This is a genomic window from Streptomyces sp. NPDC102360 (assembly GCF_044766085.1).
Classification (GTDB): Bacteria; Actinomycetota; Actinomycetes; order Streptomycetales; family Streptomycetaceae; genus Streptomyces.
In genome coordinates this window covers 1,568,709-1,588,078 of sequence record NZ_JBIWLG010000001.1, presented here as the reverse complement: position 1 = coordinate 1,588,078, position 19,370 = coordinate 1,568,709, and the positions used below count along the sequence as shown (strand labels likewise).

The window sequence follows — 19,370 nt, the reverse complement described above, 5'->3', positions numbered from 1 at the left end:
CCGGCACCAACTACAGGAGAAGCTCTCTTGGTTGACGACAATCCGAACGGCCGCGTGCAGCTCGACGCCACCGCCCTGGCAATGCTCCGGGTTCGGCGCTTCACCAAGTTCCGGATCCGGCCCGCCGTCTACCGCGACAGCCGCCCGACACGGATCTCCGCGTGGACGGTCGGGGGTGAACCGGTGCCGTTCTCCCACGCCGTGACACAGCCCTACGAGCCGTTCGCGCTCGGCCGGGCGTGGGGCCGGCCGTGGGACACCACCTGGTTCGACGTCAGCGGTGAGGTGCCCGCCGACTGGGCCGCCGAAGGGCACGCCGAACTCGTCGTCGACCTCGGGTTCACCGGCGACCAGCCGGGCTTCCAGGCCGAGGCGATGGTGTACCGGCCGGACGGAGAGATCGTCAAGGCGATCGAGCCGTACAACTCCTGGGTCCCGCTCACCGAACCGGGCCCGTTCCGGCTGCTCGTCGAGGCGGCCGCGAACCCGATCGTCCAGGTGCCCTACGAGTACGAGCCCACGGAGATGGGCGACAAGGCGACCGCGGGCGACGCGCCCCTGTACCGCCTCACCGACCTCTCCGTCGCGCGCCGCGACCGGGAGGTGTGGGAGCTGTTGCAGGACGTGGTCACCCTCGACGGCCTGGTCGACGTGCTCCCGGCGCAGGGGTCGCGGCGCGCGGAGATCGTGCACGCCCTGGAGCGGATGGTCGACGTCATGGACCCCGAGGACGTGGCGGGAACGGCCGCGCGCGGGCGGGAGGCCCTCGCGCCGGTGCTGGCGGGCCGCGCTCCCGACAGCTCGCTGATCGTGTCGGCGGTGGGGCACGCCCATATCGACTGCGCCTGGCTGTGGCCCACCCGCGAGACCGTGCGGAAGGTGGCCCGGACCTTCGCCAACGTGCTGGATCTGAGCGAGCGACACCCGGAATTCGTGTTCGCCGCCTCGTCCGCGCAGCAGTACGCCTGGCTCAAGGAGACCCAGCCGCGCCTGTTCGAGCGGGTCCGCAAGGCGGTCGGCGACGGTGTCATCCGACCGGTCGGCGGCATGTGGGTCGAGTCCGACACGAACATGCCGGGCGGTGAGGCGCTGGCCCGCCAGTTCGTCCTCGGCAAGCGGTTCTTCCTTGAGGAGTTCGGGGTGGACAGCGAGGAGGTGTGGCTGCCCGACTCGTTCGGCTACACGGCGGCGCTCCCGCAGATCGCACGGGCCGCCGGTGCCCGCTACTTCCTGACGCAGAAGCCGTCGTGGAACGAGATCAACCCGATGCCGCACTCCAGTTTCCAGTGGGAGGGCATCGACGGTTCCCGGGTGTTCACGCACTTTCCGCCCGCGGAGACGTACAACTCCGATCTCGGCGCACAGGACCTGGCGCGCACCGAGCGCACGTTCCGGCAGAAGGGCGCGGCACGCAACGTCCTCGGGCTCTACGGCTGGGGCGACGGCGGTGGCGGCCCCACGCGGGAGATGCTGGCCGCGGCCGAGCGCAAGCACGACCTGGACGGGTCGCCGCGGGTGCGGATGGCCGACCCGGACAGCTTCTTCCGCGCCGCCGAGGCCGAGTTGGAGTCACCACCGGTGTGGGTCGGGGAGATGTACCTGGAGCTGCACCGCGGCACGCTGATCTCGCAGCAGCAGGGCAAGCGCGGCAACCGGCACAGTGAAGCGCTGCTGCGGGAGGCCGAGTTGTGGGCGGCGACCGCGACCGTGCGCCAGGGAACCCCTTATCCGTACGAGGAGTTGCGGCGGATCTGGGAGACGGTGCTGCTGCTGCAGTTCCACGACATCCTGCCAGGTACGTCGATCTCCTGGGTCCACCAGGACGCCGAGCGGGACTACGGGCGGGTGGCGGACGAACTGACCGCCCTGATCACGGACGCCCTGGAGGCGCTCGGGGGCGGCGATGCCACTCCGGTCGCCGCCAACGCGGGACCCTACCCGCGCCACGGCGTGCCGGCGATGGGTGTCGGACCCGTGACCGCGCCCGCGTCCGCCACCCCGCGCAGGGTCGGCGAGCGCATCGTGCTCGACGACGGGCGGCTGCACGTCGAGCTCGACGGGCGCGGCACGCTCGCGTCGGTCCTCGACCTGGACGGCGAACGGGAGTTGCTGCCTCGGGGTGTCGCGGGCGGAGTCCTTCAACTGTTCCGCGACACCCCGCGCGAGTGGGACGCGTGGGACATCAACGACGAGGACAAGCGCAGCGGTCACGACCTCGTCGAACCGGTGTCGATCGACATCGTCGACGACGCGGTGGTGGTGCGCCACGAGCGCGGGAAGACAGTCATCACGATGACCCTCCGGCTCTCCGACGGCCGGATCGACTACGGCTTCGACATCGACTGGCACGAGTCGCAGAAGCTCCTCAAGCTCGCCTTCCCACTGGACGTCCGGGCGGACCGGTCCACTTCGGAGATCCAGTTCGGCCATCTGCACCGGCCGATCCACCAGAACACCTCCTGGGACGCGGCCCGTTTCGAGACCGTCGCGCACCGCTGGATCCATGTCGGCGAGCCCGGATACGGCGTCGCCATCGCCAACGACGTGGTCTACGGCCACGACATCCGGAGCGGGCAGGCGCCGGACGGCCGCCCGATGACGACGGCGCGCCTGTCGCTGCTGCGCGCCCCGCGCTACCCGGACCCGAACGCGGACCAGGGCCGGCACACCTTCTCCGTCAGCGTCCGCCCCGCCGGGATCCCCGACGCGGTGGCGGACGGGTACGCCCTGCATCTGCCGCTGCGCACGGTGCCGTCCGGCGCCGCGGCCGAGCCGTTGATCGAGGTCAGCGATCCCGCCGTCGTCGTGGAGAGCGTCAAGCTGGCCGAGGACCGCTCGGGGGATCTCGTGGTGCGGCTGTACGAGGCCCACGGCAACCGCTCCCGGGCGGCCGTGCGGACCCGGTTCGACTGGCGCGAGGCCGTCGCCACCGACCTGCTGGAGCGTGCCGTGGACGGCGGGGCCGTCCGCGGGACGACGCCCGGGGCCGAAGTCGAGCTCGAACTGCGCCCGTTCGAGCTGCTCACCCTGCGTTTCCGCGACCCGGTGGCCTGAGAGCGCCCGCGCAGAGCCCGTCTCCCATACGGAAAGGTTGTCCCCCATGTCGCTCGACCGCTCGGATCTTCCCCGGCCCGAGTACCCGCGGCCGCAGTTCCGGCGCGATCGCTGGCTGAACCTCAACGGGAGCTGGGCGTTCGAGATCGACCGCTCCGACACGGGCCGGGAGCGTGGTCTGGTGGAGCGGCCCCTGGCCGCCGGGATCACGGTGCCGTTCGCCCCCGAGGCCGAGCTGTCGGGAGTCGGCGAGCAGGACTTCATGCGGGCGGTCTGGTACCGCCGCACGCTCACGGTCCCCGAGGGCTGGGACGGTGACCGAGTGCTGCTGCACTTCGGCGCGGTCGACCACGACGCCACGGTGTGGGTGAACGGCATCGAGGTCGGGCGGCACCGGGGCGGGTTCTCCGGCTTCACCTTCGACATCACCGACGCCGCTCCCCCGGGCGTGCCGGTGCCCGTGGTGGTGCGGGCCCGCGACGAGCCGGAGACGCCGCAGGCCAGGGGCAAGCAATCGGTCGCGTTCACGCCGCGCGCCGCCAAGTACGCTCGTACGACGGGTATCTGGCAGACCGTCTGGCTGGAGCCGGTGCCCCCGGCGGCCATCCGCCGCCCCCGCATCACACCGAACGTGGCGGCCGGTGCTTTCGACGTGGAGGTGCCGCTCTCCGCGAACTTGCCTGGCGGCACCGTGCACATCGGTGTCCGCGACGAGGCCGGGCAGGTGGTCGAGGCCTCCGTACGCGCCGACCTCGACCTCGCGCCACGGCTGAGCCTGACGCTGCCCCCGGAGCGGATCCGGCTGTGGTGTCCACAGGACCCGCACCTCTATGATCTGCGCATCGAACTCCGGGATGTGGATGGTCAGTTGGTCGATGAGGTCGAGTCGTACGCCGGTCTGCGCAGTGTCTCCGTCACCGGAAAGCAGATCCGCCTCAACGGCGAGGTCGTGTTCCAGCGCCTCGTCCTCGACCAGGGCTACTACCCCGACGGCCTGATGACCGCGCCCGACGACGCCGCCCTGGTCCGTGACATCGAACTCGGCCTGGCCGCCGGTTTCAACGGCGCGCGCCTGCACCAGAAGGTCTTCGAGGAACGCTATCTGCACCACGCCGACCGTCTCGGCTATCTGGTGTGGGGCGAGTTCGGCGACTGGGGCTGCAACACCGAACAGGGCCAGTCGGCCAACCAGCAGCCGGACGCCTCCTACGTACAGGAGTGGCTTGAGGTGCTGGAACGGGACCACTCCCATCCGTCGATCATCGGCTGGTGCCCGATGAACGAGACCTGGCAGGACCACGGCGACCGGATCACCGCGCTCGACGACGTGATGCGCGCGATGTTCCTGGCCACCAAGGCCCACGACACCTCGCGCCCGGTCCTCGACACCTCCGGCTATGCCCACCGGGTCTCCGAGTCGGATGTGTTCGACAGCCACGACTACGAGCAGGACCCGAGGCTCTTCGCCGCCAACCACAAGGCACTGTCCGAAGGCGACCCGTACGTGAACCGCTCCGACACCACCGGCGAGTCCTGGTCCATCGCCTACCGAGGACAGCCCTTCTTCGTCAGCGAGTTCGGCGGCATCTGGTGGAACCCGGCCGAGGCCGACCGGCCGCAGTCGGACACCCGGTCCGGGTCGTGGGGGTACGGCGACCGGGTGCGCACCTTGGAGGAGTTCCACACCCGGTTCGAGGGCCTGGTCGGTGTGCTGCTCGACCACCCGGACATGTTCGGCTACTGCTACACGCAGCTCACCGACGTCTTCCAGGAGGAGAACGGCCTCTTCGCCTTCGACCGCTCGGAGAAGTTCGACATCGAACGCATCCGCGCGGCTCAACTCCGCCCCGCCGCCATCGAGTCCGACGTCGAGACCAAGCGAAGGGTCCGCCCGTGAAGGCCATCATGGTCATGTTCGACAGCATGAACCGCCGCATGCTGCCGCCGTACGGCGCGGACTGGACCCACGCACCCAACTTCACCCGCCTCGCGGCCCGTTCCACCACGTACGACAACTGCTACGTGGGGTCGATGCCCTGCATGCCCGCACGCCGCGAACTGCACACGGGCCGCTACAACTTCCTGCACCGCAGCTGGGGTCCGCTGGAGCCGTTCGACGACTCGATGCCCGAACTCCTCAAGCAGCACGGCGTGTACACCCATCTCACCAGCGACCACCAGCACTACTGGGAGGACGGCGGCGCCACGTACCACGGCCGCTACAACACCTGGGAGTTCTTCCGCGGGCAGGAGGGCGACGCCTGGAAGGGCCAGGTCGCCGACCCGGTCATCCCGGAGAACCTGCGCGGCAAACGCCACGACCTGTGGCGCCAGGACTGGGTGAACCGGGCACACATGGACACCGAGGAGAAGCACCCGCAGACGCTGACCTTCGACGCCGGGCTCGAATTCCTCCGCGTGAACCAGGCCGAGGACGACTGGTTCGTGCAGATCGAGACGTTCGATCCGCACGAACCCTTCTTCTCGCACAAGCAGTACAAGGACCTGTATCCGCACGGCTACGAAGGGCCGCACTTCGACTGGCCGGACTACGGCAAGGTCACCGAGACCGAGGAGCAGGCGGGCCACGCCCGCATGGAGTACGCCGCCCTCCTCTCCATGTGCGACCACTCGCTGGGCCGGGTCCTCGATGCCATGGACGCGTACGACATGTGGTCGGACACCCTGCTGATCGTTTGCACGGACCACGGCCTGCTGCTCGGCGAGAAGGGCTGGTGGGGCAAGCTCGTCCAGCCCTGGTTCAACGAGCTGGCACACACTCCGCTGTTCGTGCACGACCCGCGCAGGCCGGAACTCGCGGGCACCCGCCACTCCGGGCTCGTCCAGACCATCGACCTCGCGCCGACACTCCTGGAGTTCTTCGGCGTCGACCGCACACCTGACATGCAGGGCCGTCCCCTGTGTGAGGCGACGGACGAGTCGGGCGCCGAGGTGCCGCTGCGCGAGTCCGCGCTCTTCGGCATGTTCGGCGGTCACGTCAACATCACCGACGGCCGCCGGGTCTACATGCGCGCCTGCCACGACGCGACGAACACACCGCTGTACGAGCACACGCTGATGCCCACCCACGGCCGTGGCCGCTTCGCCCCGCACGAACTGGTCGACGCCGAACTCGCCGGCCCGTTCACCTTCACCAAGGGTGTCCGCACGCTGCGGGCCCCGGCCAGAACCGCCCCCGGCTTCGACCCCTACCGCTTCGGCACCCTCCTGTACGACCTGGCCGACGACCCCCGACAGGAGCGCCCGGTCCAGGACGACGAGGTGGAGCTGCACATGATCCGCATGCTGGTGGAACACCTCCGGGACACCGACGCCCCAGCCGACCAGTACGCACGCTTGGGCCTTCCCCGACAGCCGGAAGACGTGACCACGTCCCACCTCCAGGTCGCCGCGCACCGGGACCGGCCGCGGCAGGAGGCGGCCCTCTCCCCCGCCCCACGGGCGGACGAGTTCCCCGAGAGCCGCCTCGGCCTGCGCACACCGCTGGCGGTGCTGCTGTCCGACCCGGTGGCAGTGGAGGCGGTGCGCCGCTTCGTCCCCGGCCTCACCGACACCGAGCTGCTGACAGTGCGGGACTCGGTGTCCCTGCTCCAGCTGTCCGCCGCCACGGGACGGCCGGACCGGGGCCAGCTCGACGGTCTGGCGGGCGAGTTGGCGCGGCTCTTTCCGTACTCCCACGAGACGCCACGCGAGTAGGACACGTGCCCCGTCGCACGGCTGGATACCGGGGGGGACGGGGACGGGGATCACGTCGTCATCAACACGGTGCCCCCCCCCATCAGAAGATGAGGAACATCCGCCGCGATCCGCGCGGCTGACGGATCCCGTCCTACGGTGCCGTGAGTTCCGCCACCAGGCGGTGTCCTCGTAGGATGCCGGGGTGCCGAGACCCATACCGATACCGAGGAGCCGCCGCGCGTGGATCGTCACGTGTGCCGCTCCGTGCGCCGCCGGCCTCGCCGCCGCCTATGGACTGAACACCTCCTCGGAACCCGAACCGCCGCCCAAGAAGCCGGTCAGCGCCCAGTGCGCCGCACTGATCGAGAGCATCGAGGGACAGCTGGCCAAGAACGAGCGGGACGGCAAGAAGGGCGGTGCGCTGGCGTTCTCACGTAACCGGGGCGCCGGCCAGGAGGATTGCGGCGATGCGCTCCGCGACCACTTCGGCCGTCATGGCGGTGATCGGTGACGCGCGGCGCCCGGGCCGCCGCGTTCGCCGGACTGGCCGCCGTCGCCGTCGCCGTCGGACTGACCGTCGCCGTGCGCGCCACGTCCGGACCGGAGCCGCAGCCCACGCCGACACGGGTGTACTCCTCCTGCCTGGCGGCGGACACCCGGCCGCTGGCGGCGGACGATGACCCGTGCGAGGGCCCCGGGCGCTGAACAACTCCCCCGCTACTGCTACGTGTTGGCGCTCAGGTCGTACCGCCTGCCGGCCGCGATCACGGCCCCGACGGACTGCAACGCCCCGAGGTCCGTGAGCGGGTCGCCGTTCACCACGAGGATGTCCGCGCTGTAGCCGGGAGTGAGCTGCCCGGTGGTCTCGTCAAGGGCCAGCGCGCGAGCGGCTTCCGTCGTGGCCATCGCGAGGATGCGGTCGTTGGGCAGGCCCAGGTGCTCGTAGAACGTGAGGCTGGAGGGCAGGCCGTCGAAGCCGGCGCGCTGGACGCCCGCGTCGGTGCCCGCGATCAGCCGCACGCCGGCCTCGGCCGTCCGGCGTACCGCGTCGAACATGGCCTCCGCGCGTTCGGCGCCGAAGAACCGAGGCAGCATCCGCCAGTTCGGGCTGACCGTGGGGCAGACGTAGATGTTCCGCCGGACGATCTGGTCGAGGACGTCCTGGCGGACCTCGAATCCGTCGGCCGTCATCCACGTGCAGTGCTCGATGCTGTCGACCCCGGCCGCGACCGCGGCGGTGATGCCGTCCGCGCCGTGCGCGTGCGCGGCGACGGGCAGTCCTGCGCGGTGCGCCTCGTCGACGAGCGCCGCCAACTCCTCCTCGGAGAACTGGGTTTCCCAGCTCTGGGCCCCGCCCTTCGTGAGCCCCCCGCCGGTCTCCATGACCTTGATGACCTTGGCGCCCGCCTCCGCATTGCGCCGCACCAGCCGCCGGACCTCCTCGGGGCCGGAGACCTCGCCGCCGAGGAACCAGCAATGGCCACCGGGCGGAGTGACGGGCACCGTCGCCGAAACGAGGCGTGGACCGACGGCCGAGCCCTCCCTGATGTCCTGGGCGAGCCGCACCGCGAGGCCGCCCCGGTCACCGAGGTCACGGGCCGTCGTGACGCCGACGCCCAGCAACTGCCGCGCCCGACCGGCCATCGCGGCGAACAGCACCTCGTCGTCCTGCTCCTGGAGCGTGGTGACGGGGTCCGGTCCCGCGTCGAAGCAGAGGTGCACGTGGGCGTCGATCAGACCCGGGAGCACCGTGCCGGCGGGGAAGTCGAGCCGGGGTTCGTCGGGCCGCGCCTGGCGCTCGACCTCCGCGCGCGGGCCGACGCCTGCGAGGACGCCCTCACGTACGAGGACGGCGCCGTCGGCGACAGCGTGAAGATCCGGTCCGGCCAGAACGTGCGCGGCGGTGATCAACATGAGACGCGGCTCTCTTTCGTATGCGAGGAACGCGAGTTGCTGCCATGCAGCACATCAGAAAGAGCGGGAAGTTCCTGGTTGTACGCGCCACCCCGGCCCAGCCGTGTCTGGTCGTCATCACCGCACCAAACAGCAGTCTCCGCACTTGCCGCCGCCGGGGGCCCGGTAGAAGAGACAGCAGCTCCGGCGACGGAACGCCAGGTCGGGGCCGATGATCCGGCCCGTTCCCTGTAGCCGGTCCGTCGCCAGCAGTTCGCGAGTCAGCCGTATAAGGTCCGCGCCCATGTCGGGCCGGGATCTGAGCAATTGTGCCGCCGATCCGACCAGCGCGGACGCCGAATTCCCGGCCAGCAGGCGCGGCGCCACCTTGACCGTGAGGCCGCTCTCGACCGCCGACAGGACGCCGTCCACCTCCGCGTGGACGGCGTCCGCGAGTTCCCCGAGTGACGGAAACTCTGACGCACGTCGGCCCTCGGGCCGGGGCAGGCGCAGAGCCGAGCTCCCCCCGGACCACTCGACCGTGCTCATCGTCGGCACGATCCCGTGGACGAGCGCGGAGGCGAGGACCGGCGACCAAAGGCGGGCCGCGAGGCCCAGGTGGGCGATGGAGACACCGATGCGGGGTTCGGCAGTGGTGGCGTAATCGTCGTTGACCGCCTGGGCTCGTGCGGCGAGACCAACGCGAGTGAGCCGTACATCGGAGGGCCGCCGCGTCGACGTCGTGTCGAGGGCGAAGAATCCACCCAGTCGCGAGGCCACGTCCCGCAGCGCCTCGGCGACCTCCTCCGACGGCACCTCGTTCATGCGGTCCTGGCCCGGCGCGGCGCGGCGATGAGGTAGAGGTCCAGGATCGCGGGGCGCTCCGCGACGCCCGGCCCGCCGGCCCGTACCCAGTCAGCTATGTCCTCGGTGGCGTCACGGTCGTTGACCAGCCCGAACCACACCGGCCGTGCTCCGGCAGCCCGCCCGGCGGCAGAGGGTTGCACGACGATGACGTTGGCCTGTTCGCAGACGTCAAGGCACTCGGAGATCCGCGTCGGCGCGATCCGGCGCAACCGCGCCGTCTGCGCCGCGTGATCGCCGTCGACCTTGACCGTTCCGCAGCAGCAGTCGCGGCACACCACTACGCGGCACGGAACCGCCCGGTCCGCTGCGGGGGCCGTCGCTCCGACTTCGGCGGGCCGTTCAGGCATGCCGCATCCTCCCTCTCGCCGGGGAGTTCCGCCCCGGATCGCTTCGAGGGGGCGACAGCGTGAGTCTCCTGGCTCTCGGGTCCGTGCTCGTCCCGGCCTTCCCACCCTCGCGGGGGCAGTGGCTCTCCGGGATCCGCTCGCCGATCACAGTGGCGGTACCGCACCGGATTCGCACCGGTTTCCTCGGGCCGCCGTCGCCCGTGTTCACGGCCATCATGCCATCCGGCGACGAGCTGCCCGCGGGCCGGACGTTGTGGCGCCTCCCGGGCGCGGCCCCGTAGGGTGAAGGACGTAGCTGGTTCGCCCCGCCCGCCAGACGGGGTGTCGTAAGAGGGAACCCGGTGGGATTCCGGGACTGCCCCGCAGCGGTGAGTGGGAACGACCGCCGTCATACGCACTGGTCCCCGGAAGAGGGGTCTGGGAAGCGACGGTCACTAGGTGTCCGCCCTTTCGGGTGGGTGTGCCCGCGAGTCCGAAGACCTGCCAACTGCCCGTGCACGGACGACACGTGCGCGGACATCTCGGTGACCTCGAGGGCGGGTCGGCGTACACATACCGGCCGATGGCCGTGCCCAGTCGCACGTGTCGCCGACCCGGTGGTGTCACTCCTTCGTGCCGCAGAGGCCTTCCGGGATCTCAGGGATACGTCTCTCGAAGGAGAATTCCGTGACCACCAGTACCGCGGCCACCACGACCGCGACCACCGGCACCGAGCCCGCACGGGCCACCGTGTACGGCTACCCCCGCCAGGGCCCGAACCGGGAACTGAAGAAGGCGATCGAGGGCTACTGGAAGGGGCGCGTCGACGCCGCCGCCCTCCGCTCCACCGCCGCCGAACTCCGCCGTACCAACTGGCAGGAACTGGCCGCATCCGGCATCGACGAGGTGCCGACCGGCGACTTCTCCCATTACGACCACGTCCTGGACACCACCGTCATGGTCGGGGCGGTGCCCGAGCGCCACCGGGCCGCCGTCGCGGCGGACGCCCTGGACGGGTACTTCGCCATGGCACGCGGCACTCAGGATGTCGCTCCGCTGGAGATGACCAAGTGGTTCGACACCAACTACCACTATCTGGTACCGGAGTTGGGGCCCGACACGGTGTTCACCACCGATTCCACCAAGCAGGTCGCGGAACTCACGGAGGCCCTCGCGCTCGGCCTGGACGCCCGCCCCGTGCTGGTCGGCCCGGTCACCTACCTCCTGCTGTCGAAGCCCGCCCCCGGCGTGGCCGACGACTTCGATCCACTCACCCTGCTGGACCGGCTGCTGCCCGTCTACGCCGAGGTCCTCAGCGATCTGCGGGCCTCGGGCGCCGCCTGGGTCCAGCTCGACGAGCCCGCCCTGGTCCAGGACCGCACCCCGGCCGAGCTGAACGCCGCCGCCCGCGCCTACCGCGACCTCGGCACCCTCGCCGACCGTCCGAAGCTCCTGGTCGCCTCGTACTTCGACCGGCTCGGCGAGGCCCTGCCGGTGCTCGCCAAGGCACCCGTCGAGGGCCTCGCGCTCGACTTCACCGGCTCCGCCGCCGCCAATCTGGAGGAACTCGCCGCCGTCGGTGGCCTGCCCGGCAAGCGTCTCGTCGCCGGTGTGGTGAACGGCCGCAACGTGTGGGTGAACGACCTGGAGCGGTCCCTCGCCACGCTCGGCACCCTGCTGGGGCTCGCCGACCGCGTCGACGTGGCCGCTTCCTGCTCGCTGCTGCACGTCCCGCTGGACGCGTCCGTGGAGCGGGACATCGAGCCGCAGATCCGGCGCTGGCTCGCCTTCGCCCGCCAGAAGACCGCCGAGGTCGCCACCCTCGCCAGGGGCCTGACTCGGGGAGCCGGAGTGATCGGCGCCGAACTCGCTGCCAACCGTGCCGCGTTGAACTCCCGGGCCACCTCCCCCATCACCCGCGATCCGGCGGTACGCGCCCGCGCCGCCGCCGTCACCGGGGCGGACCTGCGCCGCTCACAACCGTACGCCGAGCGGACCGCCGCCCAGCGGGCCCTGCTGAACCTGCCGCTGCTGCCGACGACGACCATCGGATCGTTCCCGCAGACCGGCGAACTCCGTTCCGCCCGTGCCGACTTGAGGGCAGGACGCATCGACGGCGCGGAGTACGAGAACCGCATCAGGAACGAGATCCGTGAGGTCGTCTCCTTCCAGGAGAAGGCCGGCCTCGACGTGCTCGTGCACGGCGAACCCGAACGCAACGACATGGTCCAGTACTTCGCCGAGCAGCTGGACGGCTACCTCGCCACCCAGCACGGCTGGGTCCAGTCCTACGGCACCCGCTACGTCCGCCCGCCGGTCCTCGCGGGCGACATCTCCCGCCCCGAGCCGATGACCGTACGCTGGACGACGTACGCCCAGTCGCTCTCCAGCCGTCCCATCAAGGGCATGCTCACCGGCCCGGTCACCATGCTCGCCTGGTCCTTCGTCCGCGACGACCAGCCGCTGGGCGACACGGCCCGGCAGGTCGCCCTCGCCCTGCGCGACGAGGTCGACGACCTGGAGACGAACGGCACTTCGGTCATCCAGGTCGACGAGCCGGCACTCCGCGAGACACTCCCATTGCGCACGACCGACCATGCCGCCTACCTCGCCTGGGCCACCGAGGCGTTCCGCCTCACCACCAGCGGCGTCCGCCCGGACACGCAGATCCACACCCACATGTGCTACGCCGAGTTCGGTGACATCGTGCAGGCCATCGACGACCTCGACGCCGATGTCATCAGCCTGGAGGCCGCCCGCTCCCACATGCAGGTCGCGCACGAGCTGGCCGAGCACGGCTACCCGCGCGAGGCAGGTCCTGGCGTGTACGACATCCACTCCCCGCGCGTTCCGACCATCGACGAGGCAACCGCTTTGCTGCGTACGGGACTTGAGGCCATCCCGGCCGAGCGGCTGTGGGTCAACCCGGACTGCGGGCTGAAGACCCGCGGCTGGGCCGAGACACGGGCCTCCCTGGAAAACCTCGTCGCCGCCGCACGCGCCGTCCGTGAGGAACTCGGGACGACCGCGCCCTGACGTGCGACTCCGAGGCCTCGCCCCTGGTGCCGACACTCCGGCGCCAGGGGCGAGGCGCCCTCCCGCCTACATCAGGCGATCGGCGTGTACGTGCGCCTCCCCCGCCGGTACGCGATCTCGCCGAGCGCGATGTCGCAGAGCATGAACGCCGCGAGCGGGATGCCGAGCAGCGGCACGAAGTAGCCCAGCAGGGCGATCGCGACCATCAACGGCACCACCACGTACGGCGGCACGTGCTGCCAGGCGCCGCGTGGGACGGGCCGCCCAAAGGTGGCGCCGCGACCGCGCTGCCACCACATGCGGTACCCCCACACGACGAGGAGCACCACGGCCGCGGCGAGGGCGGCGAGCGCGATCTGGTTGACGATGCCGAACAGGTTGCCGGTGTGCAGGTCGATGCCCCAGCGGGACAGCTTGGCGAGCACCGGGTAGTCGGCGAACCGCACCACGTCCGTGACCTCGCCGCTCATCGGGTCGACGGCTACGGCGTCCTGCTTCTCCGGCCAGCTCCGCTGGATCTGCTGGACGACGTACCCCGAGGACGCGTCGGCGGGCGGGACGATCTCCACGGGGTTCGAGAGACCCCTGGCGCGGGCCGCTTCCAGCACCGCGTTCAGCCCGACACCGCCATCACCTCCTGAGGAACCGGACCCGCCCATGTCGTGGCCTGCGTGCTCACCACCCGGGGCCGCTGCCGCGGACACCGTCGGCGTCGTCTGCCCGAGCGCGGCGCGCAGGTCGGTGATGTTCGCCCCTGCGTACGTCGACCAGGTCAGGCCCGTCGCGGACAGGAAGAAGAGTCCGAGCGCCGCCCAGACACCCACCGATCCGTGCAGCGACAGGGTGCGCCTGCGGCCGGTGGTGCCACGGACCGGGCGCCGCGAGCGACGCCGGCCGAACCAGAGGACGAGGCCGCCGCCCGCGATGACCCACATCCAGCTTGCCGCGAACTCGCTGTAGAGGCGGCCCACTTGGCCGAGGTGGAGGTCGCGGTGGAGCTTGTCGATCCAGGTGCGCAGTGGCAGCGCGCCGGTCGATCCGTACTGTTCGAGGGCGCCGCGGACCTCCCCGTTGTACGGGTTCACGAACACCGCGAGCGTGTGGTCGGCGTCGACTCCGGCTACACCGGAGAGCATGACTCGGGTTGTCGCGCCGGCCTCGGGTGCGGGCCGCACGGCGCTGATGTCTCCTTGCGGGTGGGCCTCGCGGGCGGCGGCGACCTGTTCGGCGATCGGCAGCTCGGCCTTGCCCACGGGGACGTTCAACTCATGGGCGTACACGAGCTTCTCGGCCTGGAACGAGCCCGCGTAGAGCAGGCCCGTGACCGCCGCGACGAACACGAACGGGGCGACGAACACCCCCGCGTAGAAGTGCAGTCGCAGCACCAGTGGGCGCAGCGACGCCCAGACCGACCGGGCGTCGGACGGGGACGGGGACGGGGATGGGGACGGCGGTGCGTGCCGGCTCTCTTCCGCAGGACGCGGTTCTGAGGTGTCGGACGTTTCGGAGGTGAGGGACAACGTGGTTCTCCGGTTTCGGGCAGCACGGGGTCCGGGCGCGGCCCTCGCGGGCCTGTGCGCCTCGGGATCCGGTGCGGTGCATGGGGGGGCTCGGCCGTGCGGCCCGCCAGGGGTGTGCGCACGGCCGACGCCCGAGGGTGCGGCGCAGCCTCGGGTGAACCGGCTGTCGTCAGGCGACAGCGTCCCCTGCGGGTGGGCCCCGGGAGGTGATGGTGTCCGCGAGGAGGAGGGCGCGCGGGGTGCGGTCGTCCCGCTCGCGGCGGAGCCGGATCCGCGGCCGGTGCGGCGGAGTCGGGAGGCGGAACGGGAGCTTCAGGGGTGCGATGAGCCGTCCGACGACGGACCTCGCGATGCGGAACGCGGCCTGCTCGCCGCCCGCGAGCCAGAGGCCGCTCAGCACGGCGGCCAGCAGGTGGGCCACGAGCATGCCGGACGGCGAGATGCCGCCCATGTCATGAGCGGGCGGCTCCATCTCGGCCGGCATGTGTGCCATGCCTGCCATGCCGTGCATGCCACTCATGCCGCCCATGGGATCGGCCGACATGGAGGCCCTGGGTACACGGCACATCACATGGTCCAGCCACTGGCCCGCGAGGGAACCGCCCGACTCCGCCGGGTGCGTGAGGACCTGCGCCCACGAGAAGAACAGGTGAAGTGCCGCCTGTGCCACCACGGCCAGGCCCACGACCGGCAGGAGTCCACGCTCACGCCCGGCCGGCACACAAGCCGCTCCACCGATGGCCACGAGACCGGCGGTCAACGCCCACCACGGCACGGTGTCACCGGACATGAGCGTGTGCGCGAGCGCCGTGAGCAGCACGCAGACGGCCGCGAACACCGCGGCCCGTCCGGCGCGGGCGTTCCAGCCTGTAGTCATGGCCGGTCCATCTTGGCATCCATGGCCCAGTGATCGCCGGTGGGTTCGCAACCCGGCGTGCGCAGCGTGGCAGCAGCGTAGGATCGCCAGGTCATCGCCGCGACGGGAGACAGGAAGCCGGTGCGAATCCGGCACGGTCCCGCCACTGTGACCGGGCAGCGCGCGTCAGCGCCGCCCGGGAGTCAGGTCACTGGCCCGTCGCGGGCTTGTTCCGAGGAGCGCGGACTCCGTAGGAGGCTTCACGTGTACGACGGTCTGTACCGTCCCCATGCCCTTCCCCTCGCCCGTGTGCGACGACGGCGCTTCGCCGTGCGCGTCGCGGCCACCTTCGCCTCACTGTCGGCGACGGTGCTCACTGCCGGCTGCGGCCCGTCCGGCTCGGCGACTTCGGCCGCCGAGCGCGCCGACGGCCCGCGGTCGTCGACCGCCAAGGGCTTCCCCGTCACCATCGACAACTGCGGCGTCAGGACGACGTACGAGAAGCCGCCCTCGCGCGTGGTGACCATCCATCAGCACCCGGCCGAACTCATGCTCTCCCTCGGCCTGAAGGACCGCATGGTCGGCACGGCGTTCCCCGACTCGGCCGTCCTGCCGAGCCTGCGCAAGGACTACGCGTCGGTTCCCCAACTGTCCGCGAGGGCGCCGTCGTTCGAGAAGGTCCTCGAAGCCGAACCCGACTTCGTCTACGGCGGCTACTCCAGCGCGTTCGACGAGAAGGAGGGCCGCTCGCGCAAGGCGTTCGCCGACGCGGGCATCGACACGTATCTCAACCGCGAGTACTGCGGCGCGAAGAACGTGACGATGCGGGACACCTACGCCGAGATACGCACCATCGGCAAGATCTTCGGGGTCTCCGAGCGCGCCGACGCCCTCGTCTCCGATCTCCGTGGGCGGGTCGCCAAGGCGAGCGCCGCCGTTCAGGGCGAGCCGGACGTCCCGGTGTTCGTGTACGACAGCGGTGACAAGTCCGCCTTCACCGCCGGCGGCAAGGGCCTGGGCACGCAGCTGATCCACCAGGCCGGCGGCCGCAATGTGTTCGCCGATCTGGACGATGTGTTCGGCGATGTCTCCTGGGAGCAGGTCGTCGACCGCAGGCCCGAGGTCATCGCGATCTACGACTACGCGGGCGACAAGAGCGTCGAGCAGAAGAAGCGGTACCTGCTCTCGCAGCCCGCGCTCGCCGACGTCCCCGCCATCAAGCACAAGCGGTTCGTCGTGCTGCCGTTGACCGCGACGCTGGTCGGTGTGCGGTCGGCGTACGCGGCGGAGGGTCTGGCGCGCGGGCTGCATCCGGAGAGCTTCAAGTGACGGCGCCCGTCGTGGTCGACAGGCGACCGACGGGCGTGCGGCAACGGCACACGGGACAGGGGGCACGCCTGACCGCCGCCCTGGTCCTGCTCACCGCGCTGCTCGTCGTCTCCCTCACTGCCGGACTCGCCATCGGCTCGGTGCATGTGCCACCCGGTCAGGTGTGGGGCATCGTGACGCACACACTGGGCGCCGACTGGTGGGGCGACGCGGACTGGTCGCGGGCGCGGGAGACGATCGTGCTCGACGTGCGGGCGCCGCGTGTCCTGCTCGGCGCGGTGACCGGGGCCGGACTCGCGGTCGTCGGCACCGCTCTCCAAGCCCTGGTGCGCAACCCGCTCGCCGAGCCGTACCTCCTCGGTGTCTCCTCCGGCGCCTCGCTCGGCGCGGTCGCGGTCCTCGTGTTCGGGGTCGGCGTGTTCGGGGCCATGTCACTGTCGGCGGCCGCGTTCGCGGGCGCACTCGGCGCGCTCCTCCTCGTCTACGCCACGGCGCGCACCGGCGGACGCATCACGTCCAGTCGCCTGATCCTGTCCGGTGTGGCGGTCGCGTCGATTCTCAGCGCGCTGCTCAACCTGCTGCTGCTCACCACGGACCGCGGCAACGAGGCACGTACGGTCCTCGCCTGGACGCTGGGCGGACTCGGCGGCGTGTCCTGGAACTCGCTGTGGCTGCCGGGGTTGGCCCTGCTCCTGGGAATCGGTGTCCTCATGGTGCAGGCGCCGAACCTGAACCTGCTGCTCGCGGGCGAGGAGGCCGCCACGACGATGGGCCTGGACGTGTCCCGCTTCCGCGCCCGCATGTTCGTGCTGGTCTCGCTCGTCACCGGTGTGCTGGTCGCGGCGGCCGGGCCGATCGGCTTCGTCGGTCTGATGCTGCCGCACATCGTGCGCCTGCTCGTCGGCGGCGACCACCGGCGGGTGTTGCCGACGGCGGCTCTCGGCGGCGCGGTGTTCCTCGTGTGGGCGGACATCGCGGCGCGGACGGTCGCCGCTCCGATGGAGATCCCGGTCGGTGTGCTGACGGCGCTGTGCGGCGGCCCGTTCTTCCTGTGGCTGATGCGACGGGACGCCCGGCGCAAGAACGCGGGAGGTGCCGGATGACGGCCGCCGATCTCCACATCGAGAATCTGACACTCACGGCGGGCGCCCAACGACTGGTCGACGACGTCTCGTTGACCGCCCGGCCCGGCGAGACCATCGGCCTCGTCGGCCCCAACGGCAGCGGCAAGTCCACGCTTCTGCGGGCCGTCTACCGCGTACTGCGCCCGGACGCGGGGACCGTACGCGTGGACGGCGCCGACGCGTGGTCGCTTCCGGTGCGCCGGCTGGCCCGTACCGTCGCCGCCGTCGTGCAGGACGCGGGGGCCGACGTGGAGCTGACGGTGGGCGAGGTCGTCGCGATGGGCCGTGCCCCGCACAAGCGCCTGCTGGCGGGCGACACGGCCGAGGACGCCGGCCTGATCGAGGCCGCCCTCACCTCCGTCGACGCGGCCGACCTCGCCCACCGCCCCTTCGACCACCTCTCCGGCGGCGAACGCCAACGCGTCCTCATCGCCCGCGCCCTGGCCCAGCAACCGTCCCTGCTCGTCCTGGACGAACCCACCAACCACCTTGACATCCGCCACCAGTTGGAGATCCTCTCGGCCCTGCGCCGCCTGCCCGCCACGGTCCTGGTGGCTCTCCACGACCTCAACCTGGCGGCCCACTACTGCGACCGTTTGTACGTGCTGCGGGGAGGCGAGGTCGTCGCCTCGGGCCCACCGGGCGACGTACTCACTCCGCAACTCCTCTCCGAGGTCTACGAGGTGTCCGCCGAGGTCGCCGTCCACCCGCGAACACGTCGGCCGCAGGTGACGTATCTGCCGAAGGCCGACGGTGCCGACGGGGCCGGCGAGTCTGGCGGGGGCTTTCGATAGGGCGGCCCGTGCGGTGCGGGAATCCGCGTGGGTGCCGGCGGCGTTGGATCAATCGTCAGCCGTAGGCAATAGGCCCCTGCTTCAACTGCTCGGGGCTCCGCCCCGGACCCAGCTGCTCAATCGCCGCAGGGGCTTGAATGGACCGCTTCGACCGGGAGACAGCCCTCATGTCAGAGCCAGAGATCGACGCCCTCGTGTTCGACGTGCTGGGCACGCTCGTCGACGAGCCCGCCGGAATCCGCGCCGGCATTCGCCAACTCGTCCCAGCACTGGCCGACTCCGATTCCGAGGCCGAGGTCGACAAGCTCCTCGCGCTGTGGCAACAGCACATCGAGCGCGAGCAGCAGCGCGTACTCGACGGTGACAGGGCCTACCTCGCGAGCGACGTCCTCGATCTGGAGGCCGCCCGGCTCGTCGCCGATGCCGCCGGGGTCGACGATCCGGCCGCGGTGGCCCAGTTGGCCCTGGCCGGGCGCAGGCTTCCGCCGTGGCCGGACACGGTGGCAGGGCTCGACCGGCTCGCCCAGCGGTTCCCGTTGATCGGGCTCTCCAACGCGAGCCGGACGGCGCTCCTCGGCCTCAACGCGCACGCGGGACTGCGCTGGCACCAGGCGTTGTCCGCCGAGGACGTCCGGACCTACAAGCCGGATCCGGCGGTCTACCAGTTGGCGGTCGCCGTGGCCGGACGACCGCCGGAGCGGCTGCTGATGGTCGCCGCCCACGCCTGGGACCTGCGCGCGGCCCAGGCCCTCGGCCTGCGCACCGCCTACATCGCCCGCCCGGTCGGTGACCCGCCCGTCGCCTCGGACCGGTTCGACCTGTACGCCGACGACCTGACCGGGCTCGCCGCCCAGATCGGGGCGTGAGAGGCC

The 19,370-nt window shown here is 71.2% G+C and carries 15 protein-coding genes and 3 riboswitches; of the genes, 10 read left to right on the top strand and 5 right to left on the bottom strand.

Annotated elements, in window-relative coordinates:
- The first annotated feature begins 81 nt into the window (after positions 1–81).
- The 5 genes from ACIRHA_RS07220 (at position 82) to ACIRHA_RS07200 (ending at position 7,458) form a co-directional block, all read left to right on the top strand.
- Positions 82–3,054: an alpha-mannosidase gene (locus tag ACIRHA_RS07220; protein ID WP_403842170.1), complete on the top strand. Its 2,973-nt coding sequence runs from the start codon at positions 82–84 to the stop codon at positions 3,052–3,054.
- 46 nt (positions 3,055–3,100) lie between these two features.
- On the top strand, positions 3,101–4,951 hold the full coding sequence (locus ACIRHA_RS07215) for a glycoside hydrolase family 2 protein (RefSeq protein WP_403840892.1): 1,851 nt from the start codon (positions 3,101–3,103) through the stop codon (positions 4,949–4,951).
- Positions 4,948–6,771 carry a sulfatase gene (locus tag ACIRHA_RS07210; protein ID WP_403840889.1) on the top strand — a complete coding sequence of 608 codons (1,824 nt, stop codon included), beginning with the start codon at positions 4,948–4,950 and terminating at the stop codon, positions 6,769–6,771. The genes ACIRHA_RS07215 and ACIRHA_RS07210 overlap by 4 nt, the downstream gene beginning before the upstream one ends.
- Before the next feature lie 184 nt (positions 6,772–6,955).
- The gene (locus ACIRHA_RS07205; RefSeq protein WP_403840886.1) at positions 6,956–7,264 is read left to right on the top strand and encodes a hypothetical protein; all 309 of its coding nucleotides are present in this window, start codon (positions 6,956–6,958) and stop codon (positions 7,262–7,264) included.
- A complete protein-coding gene (locus ACIRHA_RS07200; protein WP_403840883.1) occupies positions 7,261–7,458 on the top strand; it encodes a hypothetical protein in 198 nt (65 codons plus the stop codon). The genes ACIRHA_RS07205 and ACIRHA_RS07200 overlap by 4 nt, the downstream gene beginning before the upstream one ends.
- 18 nt (positions 7,459–7,476) lie before the next feature.
- Here ACIRHA_RS07200 and ACIRHA_RS07195 read toward each other — a convergent pair whose 3' ends face one another.
- The 3 genes from ACIRHA_RS07195 to ACIRHA_RS07185 all read right to left on the bottom strand — a co-directional run bounded on the left by ACIRHA_RS07195 (position 7,477) and on the right by ACIRHA_RS07185 (position 9,860).
- Positions 7,477–8,667, bottom strand: a complete 1,191-nt coding sequence (locus ACIRHA_RS07195; RefSeq protein WP_403840880.1) for an amidohydrolase family protein — start codon at positions 8,665–8,667, stop codon at positions 7,477–7,479.
- 117 nt (positions 8,668–8,784) lie between these two features.
- Complete coding sequence (locus ACIRHA_RS07190; RefSeq protein ID WP_403840877.1) at positions 8,785–9,471, bottom strand: (2Fe-2S)-binding protein; 687 nt, start codon at positions 9,469–9,471, stop codon at positions 8,785–8,787.
- Positions 9,468–9,860 carry a (2Fe-2S) ferredoxin domain-containing protein gene (locus ACIRHA_RS07185; RefSeq protein WP_403840874.1) on the bottom strand — a complete coding sequence of 131 codons (393 nt, stop codon included), beginning with the start codon at positions 9,858–9,860 and terminating at the stop codon, positions 9,468–9,470. Before ACIRHA_RS07185 ends, ACIRHA_RS07190 begins: the two co-directional genes overlap by 4 nt.
- Before the next feature lie 61 nt (positions 9,861–9,921).
- Positions 9,922–10,045: riboswitch (cobalamin riboswitch) on the bottom strand.
- 94 nt (positions 10,046–10,139) lie between these two features.
- A riboswitch (cobalamin riboswitch) is annotated at positions 10,140–10,363 on the top strand.
- 163 nt (positions 10,364–10,526) lie between these two features.
- Here ACIRHA_RS07185 and metE point away from each other — a divergent pair.
- Positions 10,527–12,875, top strand: a complete 2,349-nt coding sequence (gene metE / locus ACIRHA_RS07180) for a 5-methyltetrahydropteroyltriglutamate--homocysteine S-methyltransferase (RefSeq protein ID WP_403840872.1) — start codon at positions 10,527–10,529, stop codon at positions 12,873–12,875.
- A gap of 71 nt (positions 12,876–12,946) precedes the next feature.
- Here metE and ACIRHA_RS07175 read toward each other — a convergent pair whose 3' ends face one another.
- Together ACIRHA_RS07175 and ACIRHA_RS07170 are read right to left on the bottom strand one after the other, a co-directional pair.
- Positions 12,947–14,395: a PepSY-associated TM helix domain-containing protein gene (locus ACIRHA_RS07175; protein ID WP_403840869.1), complete on the bottom strand. Its 1,449-nt coding sequence runs from the start codon at positions 14,393–14,395 to the stop codon at positions 12,947–12,949.
- A 169-nt stretch (positions 14,396–14,564) separates the two neighbouring features.
- Entirely contained in the window at positions 14,565–15,272 is a 708-nt protein-coding gene (locus ACIRHA_RS07170) for a hypothetical protein (protein WP_403840866.1), read from the bottom strand.
- A gap of 71 nt (positions 15,273–15,343) precedes the next feature.
- A riboswitch (cobalamin riboswitch) is annotated at positions 15,344–15,486 on the top strand.
- A 29-nt stretch (positions 15,487–15,515) separates the two neighbouring features.
- On the opposite strand from ACIRHA_RS07170, the gene ACIRHA_RS07165 reads away from it, so the two are divergent.
- The 4 genes from ACIRHA_RS07165 to ACIRHA_RS07150 all read left to right on the top strand — a co-directional run bounded on the left by ACIRHA_RS07165 (position 15,516) and on the right by ACIRHA_RS07150 (position 19,364).
- Positions 15,516–16,580, top strand: coding sequence for an ABC transporter substrate-binding protein (locus tag ACIRHA_RS07165; protein ID WP_403840863.1), 1,065 nt, complete (start codon positions 15,516–15,518; stop codon positions 16,578–16,580).
- A 35-nt stretch (positions 16,581–16,615) separates the two neighbouring features.
- Positions 16,616–17,683, top strand: a complete 1,068-nt coding sequence (locus tag ACIRHA_RS07160; RefSeq protein ID WP_403842168.1) for a FecCD family ABC transporter permease — start codon at positions 16,616–16,618, stop codon at positions 17,681–17,683.
- Complete coding sequence (locus ACIRHA_RS07155) at positions 17,680–18,498, top strand: ABC transporter ATP-binding protein (protein ID WP_403840860.1); 819 nt, start codon at positions 17,680–17,682, stop codon at positions 18,496–18,498. Before ACIRHA_RS07160 ends, ACIRHA_RS07155 begins: the two co-directional genes overlap by 4 nt.
- A gap of 167 nt (positions 18,499–18,665) precedes the next feature.
- On the top strand, positions 18,666–19,364 hold the full coding sequence (locus ACIRHA_RS07150) for a haloacid dehalogenase type II (RefSeq protein ID WP_403840858.1): 699 nt from the start codon (positions 18,666–18,668) through the stop codon (positions 19,362–19,364).
- The last annotated feature ends 6 nt before the right edge of the window (positions 19,365–19,370 follow it).